The sequence below is a fragment of the Enterobacter cloacae complex sp. P27C genome (genome assembly GCF_014895705.1).
GTDB lineage: Bacteria > Pseudomonadota > Gammaproteobacteria > Enterobacterales > Enterobacteriaceae > Enterobacter > Enterobacter bugandensis.
On sequence record NZ_JADBQB010000008.1, the window covers coordinates 209,003 to 227,702 of the forward strand.

Here is an 18,700-nt window from a genome sequence, read left to right on the forward strand (position 1 = left end):
AACCTGTTTATTTCGCGTCAATAAACACAATCTTCAACACAAACAGCAGCGCAACGATAATCACGCACGGGCTGAGTTCGCGGAAACGGCCGGTACCGATCTTCATCACGCAGTAAGAGATAAAGCCCAGCGCGATACCTTCGGTGATCGAGAAGCTGAACGGCATCATCACGGCGGTAATAAAGGCCGGCACCGCTTCGGTTAAATCTTCCCACTTCACGCGCGCCAGGCTCGAGGTCATCAGCACGCCCACGTAAATCAGCGCGCCGGCAGCCGCATACGGTGGAACCATACCCGCCAGCGGAGAGAGGAAGATCACCAGCAGGAACAGGATACCCACCACCACCGCCGTCAGGCCGGTACGGCCACCCACGGACACGCCGGAAGAGGATTCAATGTAAGCGGTAACAGATGAGGTGCCAATGAAAGAACCCGCCACGGAAGAGATGCTGTCCACATACAGCGCCTGCTTCATGCGCGGGAATTTGCCTTTCTCGTCAGCCAGACCCGCTTTGTCCGTCACGCCAATCAGCGTACCGGAGGAGTCAAACAGGTTGACCAGCATGAAGGAGAAGATCACGCCCGCCAGGCCCAGGTTCAGGGAACCCGCCAGGTCAACGTGACCAATCACGGTAGAGACGCTCGGCGGCGCAGAGACAATACCGCTGTAATGCACGTCACCCAGCATCCAGCCCAGCAGCGTGGTCACGATGATAGAGACCAGCACCGCAGCGTGGATGTTGCGCGACGCCAGGATCGCGATGATGAAGAAGCCCAGCACGCCCAGCAGCACGCTGTGCGAGGTCAGGTTACCGATGCTCACCAGCGTTTCCGGGTTCGCCACGATCACACCGGCGTTTTTCAGCCCCATCATGCCGATGAACAGACCGATACCGCTGGTGATACCCACGCGCAGGCTCACCGGGATATTGGCAATCATCCAGTAGCGGACGCGGAAGATGGTCAGCAGCAGCAGGCCGACCGCACCCCAGAAGATAGCGCCCATACCAACCTGCCACGGCAGGCCCATCGCCTGAACCACCACGAACGCGAAGAACGCATTCAGGCCCATAGCGGGTGCCAGCGCCACGGGCAGGTTAGCGAAAACGCCCATCAGGATGCTGCCAAGGGCCGCGATCAGACAGGTGGTAACAAAGACGGCGCTGGTGTCCATGCCAGCGACGCCCAGAATTTGCGGGTTCACAAAAACGATATAGACCATCGTCAGGAAGGTGGTGAAACCGGCGATCACTTCGGTGCGTGCCGTTGTGCCGTGCTCGCGCAGTTTGAATACGCGCTCAAGCAGACCCTGACCAGATGTCTGGGTTGTGTGTTGTTGACTCATCATCAATTTCCGAACAAGGAGGGAAAATTCGTCGCTATCCTATACCAAAATGCGACAATAGTGGCGGTTACGGGATACTTTTTTCATTGATTATGCTTATACGGCAACGATTGCGTCTCGTAAATCTGTCGTACGTAAACGTTAAACTTGTTAAAAGGGAAGGGCATGTCCGGAATTGAAGCGGTATTTTTCGACTGTGACGGTACGCTGGTCGACAGTGAGGTCATTTGTTCCCGCGCGTATGTCGCCATGTTCCAGGAATTTGGCATTACGCTCGATCTCGAAGAGGTGTTCAAACGCTTTAAGGGCGTGAAGCTGTACGAGATCATCGACATCATTAACGAAGAGCACGGGGTAGATCTGGCGAAAGCGGAGCTGGAACCAGTGTACCGCGCCGAGGTCGCACGCCTCTTCGACTCAGAACTGGACGTTATTGCCGGGGCTAACGCGCTGCTGGATGCGATGACGGTGCCAATCTGCGTAGTTTCCAACGGTCCGGTCAGCAAAATGCAGCATTCACTGGGCAAGCTTGAAATGCTGCACCACTTTCCGGAAAAACTGTTCAGCGGCTACGATATTCAGCGCTGGAAGCCCGATCCGGCCCTGATGTTCCACGCGGCGAAAGCGATGAACGTCAACGTGGAGAACTGCATTCTGGTGGATGACTCGCCTGCGGGTGCCCAGTCGGGGATTGATGCAGGGATGGAGGTTTTTTACTTCTGTGCCGATCCGCACAACAAGCCGATCGATCATCCAAAAGTGACGACCTTTACCGATCTGGCGCAATTGCCAGAGTTGTGGAAGGCACGCGGGTGGGATATTACGCGTTAAGCTAACGTAGGGCGGGTAAGCGCCAGCGCCACCCGCCACAACCATCACTCTTTCGGATCTTTACCCGCCAGCAGCTTGTCCAGCTCGTCGCCGCCCACGTGACGGAAGTCCTGTCCCTTCACGAAGTAGAAAATATATTCGCAAATGTTCTGGCAGCGGTCGCCGATACGCTCGATTGAGCGCGCGCAGAACAGGGCCGTCAGCACGCTTGGGATGGTACGGGAATCTTCCATCATGTAGGTCATCAGCTGACGCACAATGCCTTCATACTCCTGGTCGACTTTCTTGTCTTCACGGTAGATACGCACCGCTTCGTCCAGATCCATACGCGCAAAGGCATCCAGCACGTCGTGCAGCATCTGCACAGTGTGGCGGCCCAGCGACTCCAGGCTCACCAGCAGCGGCTGATGCTGCTGGGAAAACTTCTCCAGCGCGGTGCGGCAGATTTTATCCGCCACGTCACCAATACGTTCCAGCTCGGCGATGGTTTTAATGATCGCCATTACCAGACGCAGGTCGCTCGCGGTCGGCTGACGCTTGGCGATAATACGCACGCAGGCTTCATCGATCGCCACTTCCATCATGTTGACGTTATGGTCGCCTTCGATGACGCGCTTCGCCAGCTCGCTGTCCTGGTTATGCATTGCCGTAATCGCATCAGAAAGCTGCTGCTCGACCATGCCACCCATGGTCATCACCTGCGTGCGAATACTTTCCAGCTCTGCGTTGAACTGGCCTGAAATGTGTTTATTAAGATTGAGGTTGTCCATGGTTTCTCCACATGCACTAAGGCAAATCAACCGTAGCGGCCAGTAATATAATCTTCGGTTTGTTTCTTCGCGGGCCGGGTGAACAGCGCGTCCGTATCGCTGAACTCAATCAACTCGCCCAGGTACATAAACGCCGTGTGATCTGAGCAACGCGCAGCCTGCTGCATGTTGTGGGTCACGATAACCACGGTGTAATCCTGCTTCAGCTCGGTGATCAGCTCTTCAATACGGCCGGTTGAGATCGGGTCCAGCGCTGAACATGGTTCATCCAGCAGCAACACTTCCGGGCGAATGGCGATACCGCGCGCAATGCACAGACGCTGCTGTTGACCACCGGAGAGAGAGTACCCGCTCTGATGAAGTTTATCTTTGGTTTCGTTCCATAATGCGGCCTTGGTCAATGCCCACTGCACGCGCTCGTCCATGTCCGCACGGGAGAGCTTCTCAAACAGGCGAACGCCAAACGCGATGTTGTCATAGATGGACATCGGGAACGGCGTCGGTTTCTGGAACACCATCCCCACTTTAGCGCGCAGCAGGGCGATATCCTGGGCCTGGGTCAGAATGTTTTCGCCATCCAGGATAATTTCACCTTCAGCGCGCTGCTCCGGATAGAGCGAATACATTTTGTTAAAGGTACGCAACAGCGTGGACTTGCCACAGCCAGACGGACCGATGAATGCCGTGACCTGGTTCTTCGCGATATCCAGGTTGATGTTCTTCAGGGCATGGAATTTGCCGTAGTAGAAGTTCAAATCACGAACCTGAATCTTACCCGGGGCAGTATCAACCATACTCATTGACTCATTTCCTCATTCGACGCCGCGAGCTGCCGCGCCGTAAAAAATTAACCGTGTTTCTTCTTCGCGAAAATGACGCGCGCCAGAATGTTCAGCAACAGTACGCAAAGGGTGATGATCAGCACCCCGGCCCAGGCCAGCTGCTGCCATTCCGCGAATGGGCTCATCGCAAATTTAAAGATCGTCACCGGCAGGTTGGCGATCGGCTGCATCATGTCCGTGCTCCAGAACTGGTTGGAGAGGGCAGTAAACAGCAGCGGTGCCGTTTCACCGGCAATACGGGCGATAGCCAGCAGGATACCGGTCATGATCCCGGAAACCGACGCTTTGAGGGTGATCGCAGAAATCATTTTCCATTTCGGCGTACCCAGCGCGTAAGCTGCTTCACGCAGGCTATCCGGCACCAGTTTCAGCATGTTTTCGGTGGTACGAATGACGATAGGCACCTGCAGCAGCGCCAGCGCAATTACGCCCGCCCAGCCGGAGAAGTGTTCCATTTGCGCGACTACAATGGTGTAAACAAACAGGCCCACGACAATCGACGGAGCGGAAAGCAGGATGTCGTTAATGAAGCGAATCACCTCTGCCAGCCAGGATTTACGCCCGTACTCGGCCAGGTAGATGCCGGCCATGATGCCCAGCGGCGTACCGAAAACGGTCGCCCACAGGATCAGCAGGCCGCTGCCCGCCAGGGCGTTCGCCAGACCACCACCCGCCGTATTTGGCGGCGGCGTCATCTCGGTGAACAGCGCCAGAGACATTCCATCAATACCACGGGTGATGGTGGACATCAGGATCCAGATCAGCCAGAACAGGCCGAATGCCATCGTTGCCATGGAAAGCGTCAGCGCAATGCGGTTTTTAAAACGACGCTTCGCCTGCATTTTGCGGCGAGATTCGGCAAGCTGGGCGGTGCTTTGCATTTCGAGAGTTGCCATCAGCGTGCCCCCTCATTTTTCGCGAGACGCAGGATCATCAGCTTGGAAATCGCCAGAACAATGAAGGTGATAACGAACAGAATCAGCCCCAGTTCCATCAGCGCTGCGACGTGAAGCCCGGATTCCGCTTCGGCAAATTCGTTTGCCAGCGCGGAGGTAATACTGTTACCCGGCATATAGAGTGAAGCGCTGTCGAGCTGGTAGGTGTTACCGATGATAAAGGTGACCGCCATAGTTTCACCCAGCGCGCGACCTAAGCCCAGCATTACGCCGCCGATCACCCCATTTTTGGTGAACGGAAGGACAATGCGCCAGATAACTTCCCAGGTGGTACAGCCGATGCCGTAGGCCGACTCTTTCATCATCACCGGGGTTTGTTCGAAGACATCGCGCATTACCGCCGCAATGTACGGAATAATCATGATGGCGAGGATCACACCTGCCGCCAGAATACCGATACCGAATGCCGGGCCAGAGAACAGGGCTCCCACAAACGGAACGGCGGAGAGAACATTACCTACCGGCTCCTGGAAGTACGTGGCAAACAGCGGCGCAAAGATAAACAGGCCCCACATGCCGTATACGATACTTGGGATGGCCGCCAGCAGTTCGATGGCAATACCCAGCGGGCGACGCAGCCAGCCCGGCGCCAGTTCCGTCAGGAACAGCGCAATACCGAAGCTTACCGGAACCGCAATCAGCAGGGCGATGAACGAGGTCACCAGCGTGCCGTAAATCGGCACCAGCGCACCGTAGATATCGTTCGGCGCGTCCCACTCTTTGGTCCACAGGAAGGAGAAACCGAATTTCTGAATGCTCGGCCAGGAGGAGAAAATCAGAGACACGATAATGCCGCCCAGCAGCAATAGCACAATCAGCGCAGCCAGTTTGACCAGCGCGCCGAAAATCATGTCACCTTTTTTACCCGGAGGGTTAAATGCAGGCTTGGTTGCAGCCATAAATCACTCTTCTGTTAAACGCGTTTACGAAATCGGCGGGTAAGCGCAAGCGCCACCCGCCATTTTCGTCAGAATGCTAAATTAATACAATGCTTTACCGCTGCTGTCTTTCACGTTGGTTTTCCATGCAGCACGAATCTGCTCAACCACGCTGTCTGGCAGGCTGGCGTAATCCAGGTCGTTAGCCTGTTTGCCGCCGTTTTTGTATGCCCAGTCAAAGAACTTCAGCACTTCAGTACCTTGCTCTGGTTTCTTCTGATCTTTGTGAATCAGAATGAACGTTGTAGAAGTGATTGGCCACGCGTTGTCGCCTTTCTGGTTAGTCAGATCCTGTGCGAAGGATTTGCTCCAGTCAGCGCCTTTCGCGGCGTTAGCGAAGTTCTCTTCGGTTGGGCTAACCGGTTTGCCGTCAGCAGAAACCAGTTTGGTGTAAGCCAGGTTGTTCTGCTTAGCGTAAGCGTATTCTACGTAACCGATAGAGCCCGGCAGACGCTGTACGAAGGCAGCGATGCCGTCGTTACCTTTACCGCCCAAGCCGGTTGGCCAGTTAACGGTAGAGCCGGAGCCGACTTTCGATTTCCACTCTTCGTTCACTTTTGCCAGGTAGCTGGTGAACACGAAGGAGGTACCAGAGCCGTCAGCACGGCGAACCACAGCGATGTTCTGCGAAGGCAGCTTAACGCCCGGGTTCAGCTTAGTGATGGCTTCGTCATCCCATTTTTTGATTTTGCCCAGGTAGATGTCGCCCAGGGTTTTGCCGTCCAGCACCAGCTCGCCTGATTTCAGGCCAGGGATGTTAACGGCCAGCACAACGCCGCCGATCACGGTCGGGAACTGGAACAGGCCTTCCTGATTCAGTTTTTCATCAGACAGCGGAGCGTCGGATGCGCCGAAATCAACGGTATTCGCGGTAATTTGTTTTACGCCACCGGAGGAGCCGATACCCTGATAGTTAACCTTGTTACCGGTTTCTTTCTGGTAGGTATCCGCCCATTTGGCATACACCGGCGCAGGGAAGGTTGCACCAGCGCCAGTCAGGCTTGCTGCTGCAAAAGCAGAGAAAGCGCTCAGAGATAAGGTCGCGGCGACAACAGTTGCGACAGTGGTACGCATAACTTTCATAATGTCTCCTGCAAGGATTTCGTAAATCATTGTTTAAGTGGCTACGATGAGCAAAATAGGACAAACAGGTGACAGATAAATGTACGAAATATGACAGTTTTATGACAATCAACGTGTTTGAGTTAAGCTAATGATTTTAATAAAAATAAAATCATATCCCTGTCATGATAATGTCACACTGAGATGCGTTAAGCCTGGTTCAAAGATGTGAATATGACAACGGCTGTCATAAACAGCCGTTGTCATTAATTTTGAATTTCGAGGGTCAGGGTTGCCCAGGCTTCAAAGGCGCCGGGCTTCGGAATACTCCCCGTCGCGCTGGCCGGGGCAGCAGAGAAGGTGAGCGAGTTAACTTCGGCGCCCCCCTGGTTGGCTCCCATATCCATCTCCATGCTCCCCCCATTGACGTTGACGACGCGGTCCCATTTATCATAAATAACGATCCCTACGTCATCATTGCCGTTCACTTTCATCATCGTGGCGTCAGCGTCAACGGGATCGGCATGGAAAGCGGATCGGACGATGTTCTCATCCAGCATGCCGGTACATTTCACCTGTATCATCTTGCGGATTTTGCGGCTACCGACCGCCTCGCCTTTGGTGGCGGAAAACGCGCTGGCGGGAATTTTTCCAAAATCAATTTCCAGCGACTGACCCGGCGCGATCTCGCAGTTTTGCGGTACCACGATGTCTCCGGCAATTTTTATTTCGGCGAGCTTCTCGGTACTTGCCAGAGAGGACGCTTCATCGATACCGCCATAGAGCGTGGCAATCGTCGTACCCGGAACGGTAACTTTTCCAATAAAGGGCTTGTCGATTAAAAACGATAATTTTACCTGAGAACCGGTATCAAGCGTTGCCTCTGAGCCTTCTTCACCGGAGGCATAGCAGTAAAGACCGGATGTCACCCGGTTGGGCTCGGCCTCAAAGGGAACGGGAAGGTAGTCGCGTCCCAACACGTGAATAGAGGACGCAATGCTGAGCTGGTCGTTCAACCTGTAGTAGGTATACCCGTTTTTTACGGTATCAACGCTTAAGGGCGAACGCGCGGTGAAGTAGATGCTACGAAAAGTGGTGGTGAAATGGGTCAGGCAGTTACATCCCAGTTTATACCGGGAAGGCGATTGCAGGGTCGTCAGATCGCGCACCTCGGTTCCCGCCTGATTTTTATCTGCCGGTATCTCTGCCCCGTTAAGATTAAGGTTGAAAATATAGGTGCCGCCGATGGCGAAACACACCCCGCCTTCTGTCGTCGCGGCGTGGGAAAAAGGGGTAAAAAGCAGCATGGCGACTGCTATAAAAGTGATACGTCGTTTCATCTCATTTCCCTATTGGCACACGACCGCTGTTTGAACCAGTTCAACACCCGTTGGTTTGGGGAACTGATAATGGACCTTGCAAGGTTTTGTCTTTTCACTCCCCCACTTCAGCGTGAACGTTCCCTCTTCCGGCATGCCCGAAAGATAGAGTTCGCCATTCTCGCCGGTAATGCCCGACACGCTGCCCGTCGCCAGTTCGGCAGACGCCACTGCGCCAAAGGGAACCGGTTTGCCGTTGGCCTGTGTGACCTCAAAGAGCACGCGATAGCCAACGTGGGTGATAAATTCCGCCCGCACCACCGCACCTCGCGTGGGGATGACGTTAAGCACGCTGTTCTCCAGCTCGACGTTCGCTTTTTCAAAATAGCCGCTCTCAATTTCCACACGGTTTTCATCGTAAGCGTTAAGCTGCGTTTGAACGGTGTAGCCTCGCCAGTCGGTTGCCGTACCGGTGCCGTTTTCCATTGCCAGACCGGCTGCACCGGGTGCTTTAATCAGCGCCACGGTTTCGCCCATCTCCTGCGAGAACGTCACTCCATCGCCATGCAGCAGGATCCCGCCGCGCGCGCCGTAGTTGAGCCGCTGGCTGTCCTGGTTGTAGTCATAGCTGCCGTTAACCGAACCATAGGTTCCGTCATATCCCACCCCCGCGCTGCTGCTGTACACACTGTCATCCGCATCCCAGGACTGCTGGAGGTTCCAGGAGAGATTACGGTTATCAAGCGCCGTACCGTTCAGGCCAAGCTGGTGCATTCCTTTTCCGCTGTTGTTCTGCGTGAGGCCGTAGCTCACATAGCTGTCCGGCAGCAATGCTGACAGCGGCACGGAGAACGACAGCATAAAAACCTGTTCGCTTTCTCGATCGTCGCTATCTGTATACTCCGCGCTCTGCGCCGTGGTGATGGAATCGCTGTAGTTCCAGGAGAGGTTCCAGGAAAGCGACCGCCAGACATTGCTGTAGCCAAGCTGAACCAGGCGTTCAACTTCGTCGGTTTTCCAGTACTGCTGGCGGCTCAGCGTGAGATAAATGTTCCCCATGCCATCGCCGAAATTCTGCGTCCAGGACCCTTCAAGCCGGCTGCGTCGGTTGCCCGTTACCCAGAAATCGCGCTGACTGTTCTGGCGTGACGCCCATTCATTGAGGGTGTAGTAGCCCTGTGTTGAGTAGCGATACCCCACCAGCCTCAGCGTGGTATCCGTCTCATCAAACCGTTTCGAATAGAGAAAACGCCAGGACTGGCCGGACTCCTCTGAGTCCTCGTCCGTAAACTGCGCGCGTGCCTGGGTGATATCGACGGAAAACGCGCCAACTGCACCCATATCTTTGCCGACCCCCACCGCTGCCGAGCGATACGCTTCCGCGGCCTGCACGCCACCGTATACCGTTATCCCGGCAGGAAAGCCGTGCAGAACCTGCGCCTGAAAAACGTTGGGCTGGAATTCGCTTTGATCGCGCAGTTCACCCGCGCTGATATCAACGTCGGTCTGATCTTCACGCTTGAGGATGGCCAGCGAGGCGTAGGGCTGCGTGAAGTGTTGCTCACTGCCGTCTTCTTCTTTTATGGTCACGTCCAGGTCGCCGCCGGAGCTGGTGGTGTTTAAATCTTTAAGCGCAAATGGCCCCTGCGGCACGGCAGATTGATAAATGACGTAGCCATTCTGCCGAATAATCACCGTCGCATTGCTTTTCGCTACGCCCCGGACGACCGGCGCAAAGCCCGTCAGGCTGGAAGGAAGCATTTCATCATCGGTATACAGGCGCACGCCGCGCACCTGGGTACTGTCAAAGACATCGCTTGCGGTCCAGGTATCACCCAGCATGATCTGGCTGCGTAACGTCGCAAGGTTTCGCTGCACATAGGTGCTGATGGAATGGTAATCCGAATGACCGTCGATGATGTTTAGCGTGCTGTAATTGCGTAAACGCCACGCGCCAATGTTCGCCCCGTTTCGCAGGTTCAGGTAGTAGAAATCGCTGTTGTCGTCATCATCAGACTGCAACGTGCTGGAGCCGGAAAAGTCATAGTTCATCATTAGCGCATTAATACCTTCATCCCAGCGGGCAGGATTGATGGTGCCGCGGGCGGTGGTATCAATGTAAATCTGCGGCAGCGTGACGTTGAGCAGCAGCTTATCGGTATCGAATGTCCATGTGGCGCCAGGGATCAGCGGGGTAGGGTCCACACAGGCGTTTTCGTCCAGGCGATCCAGCGAACCGATCGCCGCCACCTTAGCCCCGAGCTCCGCAAGCACCGTCCTGACGTGCTTAAAACAGGGATGCAGCCTATCGCCAGCCTTATCTTCAATAAAGGTGACCTCCCGGCTACCGATAAACTCATCGTTAACATGAATATCAACCTTATAAGAGCCCGCAGGTAACGTATTGGCGCGGTTAAACTGGTGGATATCAACATCCACCGGATGGTCAATTTCAAGAAGCGCAGGGTTAAAGATATCTTTTGCCAGCGTCACGCCTGAAAAGCCGAGAGATACCCCCGAGGCCAGCGCAATGAAAAAACGGAAACACCCCATATCAAACATCCCTATGTTTACAGCGTGACGTGAATTTCCTGACTGATTGCCCCAAAATCGTTAACGAAACGCCAGACCAGCGCGCGGCCGTTAATGCCATCCGGAAGCGGCAAACGCACGGTGTCAAAAGGGGGAATAATATTTAACGTAACGTCTTTACCATCGACGGTAACATTCATAACGTTAATATGTAGCGGGCTCGGATTTTCAATCACGAGCTGCCGGTTTTGAACACGCCATTTAACCTTCGCCGCAGCCCGTTCAGGCGTGATATTCAGGGTCGCCGGACGCCAAAAAAGTTTTATCCGCGTCTTAATCGCAATTTCGAGCGAATTGGGGTTTGAACTGGACGGCGGAATATTTTTGATGTTGAGCCAGAACAGCGATTCCCGATCGTGAGGCAGTTCGCCCTTCACTTTCATGATGCGCAATACTTTCTCCTGCCCGGCCTCCAGCCTTGAAACCGGCGGAATAACGGTAAAAGGAGGTTTATTCGACGCTGTATCGCCTTTAAAAGGATCGACCCACGTCTGTATGAGATAAGGCGTGGTCGCTTCGTTATTTTTTATGCTAATTGTCGCATCGGATTTATCGCTACTATAAACAACGCGGGTTCCGCCAATAATGACGCCAGCCGTCGACAAGGGTGTTAAAAATGAAAAAGAGAGCATGATGAACAGAGTCAACAAACGCCGTAAATACATCAGTTATCCTCACATCCTGTGGAGGAGCCTGCAAAAGGATAAAACAGGCTCCTGGCGAACAGCTGAAGATTATTTCAGGTATTCAATGGTGAACTGGGAATCCGCGTTCGCTGTACCCGGCGTAACCGTAGCCAGCGTCTGCACAAACTTCGCTTTAAAGCCCATGTCCGCTTTGCCGTCGGTGATAGCAACATAATTTGAATTGTTATACAGCGGGATCGCCGTATCATCGTTCAGGTTGAAGAGCTTGATTGCAACGCCGGTAGCCGTAACGGCTTCACCTTCGCCGGTGTAAATACCGTCAGTATCCGCTTCACCGTTAACAGGCGTGCCAATAGACAAATATCCTTTGCCGATGGTGTCTTTATCTTCTGTTCCGTCAAAACGAACTGCTGCCTGAGTATAGGTTGCAGGGCATTTCTCCAGTTTAATATGGAAATCTTTTACTGACGCCGTTGAGTCAATGCCGGAGAACGTCGTTTTGGCAACGCGGCCGATATTCACCGTCTGATCGGCGGTATCAGGCGTCACTTCACACGTTGAATCAATAACCTCTCCGCGGAAATGAACCGTACCATCCGCAGCAAATGATTGTCCTGCCATTAAGGCCGATGCGAGTGCAATCGCCACCGTAATTCCATTATTTTTCATGATAACTCCATTAATTAAATCAATATTGCGTTTATCATAAAGACAACGCCATCCCAAATGCGATGAAATAATATTCTTCGGGAAGAATGATCTTCAAGGGGGGAGTTTAAATTAATGGAATAATGACAAACCAGAGCTGGAATAATAATAGAGAAAAACAAATATAATATTATTTTTGCTTTATCATTAAAATTCCTTTTCAGTATACACATAAAAAGGGCACATATTTTATAAACAAACCATTTTTAGGATTCCGTTAATAAAAGCTGATCGTTTAGTGATCAAAATAGAAAATACTAATGCTCAGAAGCAATCTCGTTCATTATTCACACAATAAAGTAACGAAATGCGTCAGAATAAGATGATTGATAGCAAAGAGAAAGCTGATGAGAAAAAAGTAAGGAAAAAATGGCTACACGTCGTGTAGCCATTAACAGAAGGGATTATTCTACGGTGACCGATTTCGCCAGGTTACGCGGCTGGTCAACGTCGGTGCCTTTGATCAGCGCCACGTGGTAAGCCAGCAGCTGCAGCGGAACGGTGTAGAAGATCGGTGCAATCACCTCTTCCACATGCGGCATCTCGATGATGTGCATGTTGTCGCTGCTGGCGAAACCGGCATCTTTATCAGCGAAGACGTACAGCACGCCGCCGCGGGCGCGTACCTCTTCGATGTTGGATTTCAGTTTTTCCAGCAGTTCGTTGTTCGGTGCGACAACAATGACCGGCATATCCGCGTCAATCAGCGCCAGCGGGCCATGCTTCAGCTCGCCTGCCGCGTAGGCTTCCGCATGGATGTAGGAGATCTCTTTCAGCTTCAGTGCGCCTTCCAGCGCAATCGGGTACTGATCGCCACGACCCAGGAACAGGGCGTGATGTTTGTCAGAGAAATCTTCCGCCAGCGCTTCAATGCGTTTGTCCTGAGACAGCATCTGCTCAATACGGCTCGGCAGCGCCTGGAGACCGTGAACGATGTCGTGCTCAACGGAAGCATCTTCGCCTTTCAGACGCGCCAGCTTCGCCACCAGCATCAGCAGAACGGTCAACTGAGTGGTAAACGCTTTGGTGGAGGCCACGCCGATTTCGGTACCCGCTTTGGTCATCAGCGCCAGATCGGACTCACGCACCAGGGATGAGCCCGGGACGTTACAGATGGCCAGCGAGCCCAGATAACCCAATTCCTTAGACAGACGCAGCGCTGCCAGCGTATCCGCCGTTTCGCCGGACTGGGAAAGGGTGATCATCAGGCTGTTACGACGCACCGCAGACTTGCGATAGCGGAACTCAGACGCGATTTCCACGTCGCATGGCACGCCCGCCAGGGATTCAAACCAGTAGCGAGAGACCATACCGGAGTTATATGAGGTACCGCAGGCTACGATCTGAATATGTTCAACCTTGCCGAGCAGTTCGTTGGCGTTTGCCCCCAGCTCGCTCAGATCCACCTCGCCGTGGCTGATGCGCCCGGTCAGAGTGTTTTTGATAGCGTTCGGCTGCTCGTAGATCTCTTTCTGCATGTAGTGACGGTAAGCGCCTTTGTCGCCCGCGTCGTATTGCAGGTTAGATTCGATCTCCTGACGCTTCACCTGCTCGCCTTTGGTGTCGAAGACGGTCACGCTGCGGCGAGTCACTTCCGCGATATCGCCCTCTTCCAGGAAGATAAAGCGACGGGTCACCGGCAGGAGCGCCAGCTGATCGGAAGCGATAAAGTTTTCACCCATGCCCAGACCGATAACCATCGGGCTACCGGAACGCGCGGCCAGCAGGGTAGATGGATCGCGGGAGTCCATGATCACCGTACCATATGCACCGCGCAGCTGAGGGATAGCGCGCAGCACCGCATCACGCAGCGTACCGCCCTTTGCCAGCTCCCAGTGCACCAGGTGAGCAATCACTTCGGTGTCGGTTTCAGAGACGAAGGTATAGCCGCGCGCTTTCAGTTCTTCGCGCAGCGGTTCGTGGTTTTCGATAATGCCGTTATGCACCACCACGATGTGTTCAGACACATGCGGATGCGCGTTACCTTCAGACGGTTCGCCGTGCGTCGCCCAGCGGGTGTGCGCAATACCGGTACCCCCGTGCAGCGGGTGTTCTTCCGCGGCCTGGGCCAGCATCTGCACTTTACCGAGACGACGCAGACGGGTCATATGCCCTTCTGCATCCACGACAGCCAGACCGGCAGAGTCGTAACCACGGTATTCCAGACGACGTAAACCTTCGAGAAGGATTTCAGCAATATCACGCTGCGCAACTGCGCCAACAATTCCACACATATTTTAGATTCCGAATTTAGGCATTATGCCTGCGTTGTCGCTGACCTGTATTTACCCTTTCCGGGCGCCCCGAGCCTTGTAGAGAGTGGGGTTATTTTTATGGGTACTGCTTGTGGGGGGAGATATATATTTATCTCCTCTCCCGGGTTTGCCTGATGACGGCTACGCCTTATCAGGCCTACTCAATCGTAGGCGGGTAAGCGTAGCGCCACCCGCCTTGTTGTTACTTTTTCTTCACCGGGCGTTTCCAGCCCTGCTTGTGTACCTGCGGCACGCGGCTTAACACCAGCTCGTTATCCGCTACGTCGCGCGTGACGGTCGTGCCGGCGGCAATGGTCACGCCGTTACCCACGGTAACCGGTGCCACCAGCTGCGTGTCCGAGCCCACGAACACGTCATTGCCGATGATGGTTTTAAACTTATTGGCGCCGTCATAGTTACAGGTAATGGTTCCTGCACCGATATTCACGTTGTCGCCAATCTCCGCATCGCCCAGATAGGTTAAATGACCCGCTTTGGAGCCTTTACCCAGACGCGCTTTTTTCATTTCCACGAAGTTACCCACGTGCGCGCCTTCCAGCAGCTCAGCGCCCGGGCGCAGACGCGCAAACGGGCCGATGGTACACGCTGCTTCAAGATGAGCATCTTCCACCACGCTGTACGGGCTGATTTCGCAGTCGTCGCCGATAACGCTGTTTTTAATCACGCAGCCGGCGCCAATTTTGACGCGGTTGCCCAGCGTGACGTTGCCTTCAAGAATAACGTTAGTATCGATCTCAACGTCGCGCCCGTGAGACACGGTGCCGCGCAAATCGAAACGCGCCGGATCGCGCAGCATCACGCCCGCGAGCAGCAGTTTTTCGGCCTGCTCGGACTGATAAATACGCTCAAGACGGGAAAGCTGCAGGCGGTTATTCACGCCGTCCGTTTCGCTGATGCGCGCCGGATGAACGGCGGCGATCTCACGCCCTTCGTGATATGCCATCGCAATGATGTCGGTGATGTAGTACTCACCCTGCGCGTTATTGTTGTCGAGCTGAGAGAGCCAGCGCTTCATGTCCGCACCATTGGCAATCAGGATGCCGGTGTTGATCTCCTGAATCTTGCGGTGTTCATCACTGGCATCTTTATGTTCAACGATACCCGTTACGTTGCCGTTTTCACGCGTGATACGGCCATAGCCCGTTGGATCGTCCAGCACAACGGTCAATAAACCGATGCCGCCCTGCGGCTTGGCTGCACGCAGGCGAGTCAGCGTTTCAACGGAGATCAGCGGAACGTCGCCGTAAAGCATCAGAATATCTTCGTCATCGGCAAAGAACGGCGCAGCCTGCTGCATCGCATGACCGGTACCCAGCTGTTCAGCCTGAAGCACCCAGTTGAGCGCATCATCGCTCAGCGTCTTTTTAAGCAGATCGCCGCCGTGGCCGTAGACCAGGTGAACCTGACGGGCACCCAGTTCATTCGCTGCATCAATGACATGCTGCACCATTGGCTTTCCTGCCAGCGTGTGGAGCACTTTAGGCAGATCGGAATACATGCGGGTACCTTTGCCAGCGGCAAGGATCACCACGCTCATCGCACTGTTTGACATACGCATCCTGACGGTAGTTTGAGTGAGAAGTAAAAACGTTTGATGCCTAAAATTCTACATCTTTTTCATCATGAATTAAGGATCAAAAAAAAAGCCAGTCTGGTATCCAGACTGGCTTTTGTGCTTTTCAAGCCGGTGTTACATCGCTTTTTTGGTCAACTCGATAACGCGCAGTTTCGCGATCGCTTTGGCCAGCTCCGCAGACGCCTGAGCGTAATCCACGTCACCATGAGAGCTGCTAATGTGCTCTTCAGCCTTACGCTTCGACTCCAGGGCTCGCGCTTCGTCGAGATCCTGGCCACGAATAGCGGTATCGGCCAGAACGGTCACACTGCCAGGCTGCACTTCAAGAATGCCGCCGGACAGATAGATAAACTCTTCGTGACCGAACTGTTTAACGATGCGGATCATACCAGGCTTAATGGCGGTGAGCAGCGGTGCGTGACCCGGGAAAATACCCAGTTCACCTTCACTGCCCGTTACCTGGATTTTCTCGACCAGACCAGAGAACATTTGTTGCTCTGCGCTGACGACGTCCAGGTGGTAAGTCATTGCCATATCACCCTCCGATTAAGGCGTTAAAGTTTTTTGGCTTTTTCCACGGCTTCTTCGATGGAACCAACCATGTAGAACGCCTGCTCTGGCAGGTGATCGTATTCGCCTTCCATGATGCCTTTAAAGCCACGGATGGTGTCTTTCAGGGAAACGTATTTACCCGGAGAACCGGTGAATACTTCCGCAACGAAGAACGGCTGGGACAGGAAGCGCTGGATCTTACGCGCACGTGCTACCACCAGTTTGTCTTCTTCAGACAGTTCATCCATACCCAGGATGGCGATGATGTCTTTCAGCTCCTGGTAACGCTGCAGCAGGGACTGTACGCCACGCGCGGTGTCGTAGTGTTCCTGACCAACAACCAGTGGATCCAGCTGACGGCTGGTGGAGTCCAGCGGGTCAACGGCCGGGTAGATACCCAGAGACGCGATCTGACGGCTCAGTACCACGGTTGCGTCTAAGTGCGCAAAGGTGGTGGCTGGAGATGGGTCAGTCAAGTCATCCGCAGGTACGTATACCGCCTGAACGGAGGTGATAGAACCGGTTTTGGTAGAGGTGATACGTTCCTGAAGAACACCCATCTCTTCCGCAAGCGTAGGCTGATAACCTACCGCTGAAGGCATACGACCCAGCAGTGCAGATACTTCGGTACCGGCCAGGGTGTAACGATAGATGTTATCAACGAACAGCAGAACGTCACGGCCTTCGTCACGGAATTTCTCAGCCATTGTCAGGCCGGTCAGCGCAACGCGCAGACGGTTTCCTGGTGGCTCGTTCATCTGGCCGTAAACCAGGGATACTTTGTCCAGAACGTTGGAGTCGGTCATTTCGTGGTAGAAGTCGTTACCCTCACGAGTACGTTCACCTACGCCCGCAAACACGGAGTAACCGGAGTGCTCGATCGCGATGTTACGGATCAGCTCCATCATGTTTACGGTTTTACCTACACCCGCACCACCGAACAGACCAACTTTACCGCCCTTCGCAAACGGACACATCAGGTCGATAACTTTGATGCCGGTTTCCAGCAGTTCCTGAGAGCTGGACAGCTCTTCGTAGGAAGGTGCCGCGCGGTGGATAGCCCAACGCTCTTCTTCACCGATGTCGCCTTTCATGTCGATTGGCTGACCCAATACGTTCATGATACGACCCAGTGTTGCTTTACCTACCGGGACTTCGATCGGGTGCTCAAGGTCTTTAACTTCCAGACCACGACGCAGACCGTCGGAAGAACCCATCGCGATGGTACGCACGATACCGCCGCCGAGCTGCTGCTGAACTTCCAGCACCAGGCTCTCGTTACCATTCTGTACCTCAAGCGCGTCGTACACGCGTGGTACGGCGTCCTGAGGGAACTCGACGTCCACCACGGCGCCGATTACCTGGACAATCTTTCCAGTAGCCATCTTGAATCCTCTACGTAATTCGTAAACCTGGTTAAACCGCGGCGGCCCCCGAGACGATCTCGGTGAGTTCCTGAGTAATGCTGGCCTGACGAGCTTTGTTGTAAACCAACTGCAGCTCTTTAATCAGGCTGCCGCCATTATCGGTCGCGGCTTTCATCGCCACCATTCGTGCGGCCTGCTCGCTGGCCAGGTTTTCTACAACGCCCTGATAAACCTGAGATTCAACGTAACGACGCAGCAGGGTATCCAGCAGCGGTTTCGGATCGGGTTCATACAGGTAATCCCAGGCTTTCTGCTTCAGCTCGTCATCTTCTGATGCCGGTAACGGCAGCATCTGAGTGAGCGTTGGAACCTGAGACATGGTGTTAATGAATTTGTTGCTGACAACGTACAGTCTGTCCAGACGGCCTTCATCGTAGGCCTGCAACATCACTTTAACCGGGCCGATCAGTTCGGACAGGGACGGGTTATCACCCATACCGGTCACCTGAGCGACAATGTTGCCACCAACGGAGTTAAAGAAAGAGACGCCTTTAGAGCCAATCAGTGCCAGATCGCACTGAACGCCTTTATCAGACCAGCCTTTCATATCCGCCAGCAGTTTTTTGAACAGGTTAATGTTCAAGCCGCCACACAGACCACGGTCAGTCGACACCACCAGGTAGCCCACGCGCTTAACGTCGCGTTCTTCCAGGTAAGGGTGCTTATATTCCAGATTACCGTTTGCAAGGTGACCAATCACTTTGCGCATGGTCTCTGCATAAGGACGGCTGGCCGCCATGCGATCCTGCGATTTACGCATTTTGGAAGCGGCGACCATCTCCATCGCTTTAGTGATCTTTTGCGTGTTCTGGACGCTTGCGATCTTACTACGTATCTCTTTTGCGCCGGCCATGAGCTT

At 54.0% G+C, this 18,700-nt stretch carries 16 protein-coding genes; 1 reads left to right on the plus strand and 15 read right to left on the minus strand.

Annotated elements, in window-relative coordinates:
• Positions 1-7 precede the first annotated feature (7 nt).
• Complete coding sequence (gene adeP, locus IM291_RS17735) at positions 8-1,345, minus strand: adenine permease AdeP (protein WP_145965165.1); 1,338 nt, start codon at positions 1,343-1,345, stop codon at positions 8-10.
• Between the two features lie 165 nt (positions 1,346-1,510).
• Here adeP and yieH point away from each other — a divergent pair, with 165 nt between their 5' ends.
• Positions 1,511-2,176, plus strand: coding sequence for a 6-phosphogluconate phosphatase (gene yieH / locus IM291_RS17740; protein WP_047366739.1), 666 nt, complete (start codon positions 1,511-1,513; stop codon positions 2,174-2,176).
• 44 nt (positions 2,177-2,220) lie between these two features.
• Here yieH and phoU read toward each other — a convergent pair whose 3' ends face one another.
• From phoU to atpG, 14 genes are all read right to left on the minus strand, one after another.
• The gene (phoU, locus tag IM291_RS17745; RefSeq protein ID WP_003861153.1) at positions 2,221-2,946 is read right to left on the minus strand and encodes a phosphate signaling complex protein PhoU; all 726 of its coding nucleotides are present in this window, start codon (positions 2,944-2,946) and stop codon (positions 2,221-2,223) included.
• A 26-nt stretch (positions 2,947-2,972) separates the two neighbouring features.
• On the minus strand, positions 2,973-3,746 hold the full coding sequence (pstB, locus tag IM291_RS17750; RefSeq protein WP_010426574.1) for a phosphate ABC transporter ATP-binding protein PstB: 774 nt from the start codon (positions 3,744-3,746) through the stop codon (positions 2,973-2,975).
• A gap of 47 nt (positions 3,747-3,793) precedes the next feature.
• Positions 3,794-4,684 carry a phosphate ABC transporter permease PstA gene (pstA, locus tag IM291_RS17755; protein WP_014881893.1) on the minus strand — a complete coding sequence of 297 codons (891 nt, stop codon included), beginning with the start codon at positions 4,682-4,684 and terminating at the stop codon, positions 3,794-3,796.
• The gene (pstC, locus tag IM291_RS17760; protein WP_028014924.1) at positions 4,684-5,643 is read right to left on the minus strand and encodes a phosphate ABC transporter permease PstC; all 960 of its coding nucleotides are present in this window, start codon (positions 5,641-5,643) and stop codon (positions 4,684-4,686) included. Before pstC ends, pstA begins: the two co-directional genes overlap by 1 nt.
• 81 nt (positions 5,644-5,724) lie before the next feature.
• Complete coding sequence (gene pstS, locus IM291_RS17765; protein ID WP_028014923.1) at positions 5,725-6,765, minus strand: phosphate ABC transporter substrate-binding protein PstS; 1,041 nt, start codon at positions 6,763-6,765, stop codon at positions 5,725-5,727.
• A gap of 245 nt (positions 6,766-7,010) precedes the next feature.
• Positions 7,011-8,084 (minus strand): fimbrial protein StgD, encoded by a 1,074-nt coding sequence (stgD, locus tag IM291_RS17770; RefSeq protein ID WP_053087970.1) that lies wholly within the window; start codon positions 8,082-8,084, stop codon positions 7,011-7,013.
• Positions 8,085-8,093: 9 nt separating this feature from the next.
• Entirely contained in the window at positions 8,094-10,616 is a 2,523-nt protein-coding gene (locus IM291_RS17775) for a fimbria/pilus outer membrane usher protein (protein ID WP_049001584.1), read from the minus strand.
• Positions 10,617-10,633: 17 nt separating this feature from the next.
• A complete protein-coding gene (locus IM291_RS17780) occupies positions 10,634-11,320 on the minus strand; it encodes a fimbrial chaperone (protein WP_192987415.1) in 687 nt (228 codons plus the stop codon).
• Positions 11,321-11,389: 69 nt separating this feature from the next.
• Entirely contained in the window at positions 11,390-11,971 is a 582-nt protein-coding gene (locus tag IM291_RS17785; RefSeq protein ID WP_047366742.1) for a chaperone-usher fimbrial major subunit, read from the minus strand.
• Between the two features lie 443 nt (positions 11,972-12,414).
• Positions 12,415-14,244: a glutamine--fructose-6-phosphate transaminase (isomerizing) gene (gene glmS, locus IM291_RS17790; RefSeq protein ID WP_047366743.1), complete on the minus strand. Its 1,830-nt coding sequence runs from the start codon at positions 14,242-14,244 to the stop codon at positions 12,415-12,417.
• 223 nt (positions 14,245-14,467) lie between these two features.
• On the minus strand, positions 14,468-15,838 hold the full coding sequence (gene glmU / locus IM291_RS17795; protein ID WP_192987417.1) for a bifunctional UDP-N-acetylglucosamine diphosphorylase/glucosamine-1-phosphate N-acetyltransferase GlmU: 1,371 nt from the start codon (positions 15,836-15,838) through the stop codon (positions 14,468-14,470).
• Positions 15,839-15,976: 138 nt separating this feature from the next.
• Positions 15,977-16,396, minus strand: coding sequence for a F0F1 ATP synthase subunit epsilon (locus tag IM291_RS17800; protein ID WP_006177560.1), 420 nt, complete (start codon positions 16,394-16,396; stop codon positions 15,977-15,979).
• A 20-nt stretch (positions 16,397-16,416) separates the two neighbouring features.
• Positions 16,417-17,799: a F0F1 ATP synthase subunit beta gene (gene atpD / locus IM291_RS17805; protein WP_003862362.1), complete on the minus strand. Its 1,383-nt coding sequence runs from the start codon at positions 17,797-17,799 to the stop codon at positions 16,417-16,419.
• Positions 17,800-17,830: 31 nt separating this feature from the next.
• Complete coding sequence (atpG, locus tag IM291_RS17810) at positions 17,831-18,694, minus strand: F0F1 ATP synthase subunit gamma (protein ID WP_003862364.1); 864 nt, start codon at positions 18,692-18,694, stop codon at positions 17,831-17,833.
• Positions 18,695-18,700 lie beyond the last annotated feature (6 nt).

What these genes read in the sequence shown, in the direction of transcription:
- adeP (WP_145965165.1), bottom strand. Translation starts at nt 1,345, where the DNA reads ATGAGTCAACAACACACAACCCAGACATCTGGTCAGGGTCTGCTTGAG.
- yieH (WP_047366739.1), top strand. Translation starts at nt 1,511, where the DNA reads ATGTCCGGAATTGAAGCGGTATTTTTCGACTGTGACGGTACGCTGGTC.
- phoU (WP_003861153.1), bottom strand. Translation starts at nt 2,946, where the DNA reads ATGGACAACCTCAATCTTAATAAACACATTTCAGGCCAGTTCAACGCA.
- pstB (WP_010426574.1), bottom strand. Translation starts at nt 3,746, where the DNA reads ATGAGTATGGTTGATACTGCCCCGGGTAAGATTCAGGTTCGTGATTTG.
- pstA (WP_014881893.1), bottom strand. Translation starts at nt 4,684, where the DNA reads ATGGCAACTCTCGAAATGCAAAGCACCGCCCAGCTTGCCGAATCTCGC.
- pstC (WP_028014924.1), bottom strand. Translation starts at nt 5,643, where the DNA reads ATGGCTGCAACCAAGCCTGCATTTAACCCTCCGGGTAAAAAAGGTGAC.
- pstS (WP_028014923.1), bottom strand. Translation starts at nt 6,765, where the DNA reads ATGAAAGTTATGCGTACCACTGTCGCAACTGTTGTCGCCGCGACCTTA.
- stgD (WP_053087970.1), bottom strand. Translation starts at nt 8,084, where the DNA reads ATGAAACGACGTATCACTTTTATAGCAGTCGCCATGCTGCTTTTTACC.
- IM291_RS17775 (WP_049001584.1), bottom strand. Translation starts at nt 10,616, where the DNA reads ATGGGGTGTTTCCGTTTTTTCATTGCGCTGGCCTCGGGGGTATCTCTC.
- IM291_RS17780 (WP_192987415.1), bottom strand. Translation starts at nt 11,320, where the DNA reads ATGTATTTACGGCGTTTGTTGACTCTGTTCATCATGCTCTCTTTTTCA.
- IM291_RS17785 (WP_047366742.1), bottom strand. Translation starts at nt 11,971, where the DNA reads ATGAAAAATAATGGAATTACGGTGGCGATTGCACTCGCATCGGCCTTA.
- glmS (WP_047366743.1), bottom strand. Translation starts at nt 14,244, where the DNA reads ATGTGTGGAATTGTTGGCGCAGTTGCGCAGCGTGATATTGCTGAAATC.
- glmU (WP_192987417.1), bottom strand. Translation starts at nt 15,838, where the DNA reads ATGTCAAACAGTGCGATGAGCGTGGTGATCCTTGCCGCTGGCAAAGGT.
- IM291_RS17800 (WP_006177560.1), bottom strand. Translation starts at nt 16,396, where the DNA reads ATGGCAATGACTTACCACCTGGACGTCGTCAGCGCAGAGCAACAAATG.
- atpD (WP_003862362.1), bottom strand. Translation starts at nt 17,799, where the DNA reads ATGGCTACTGGAAAGATTGTCCAGGTAATCGGCGCCGTGGTGGACGTC.
- atpG (WP_003862364.1), bottom strand. Translation starts at nt 18,694, where the DNA reads ATGGCCGGCGCAAAAGAGATACGTAGTAAGATCGCAAGCGTCCAGAAC.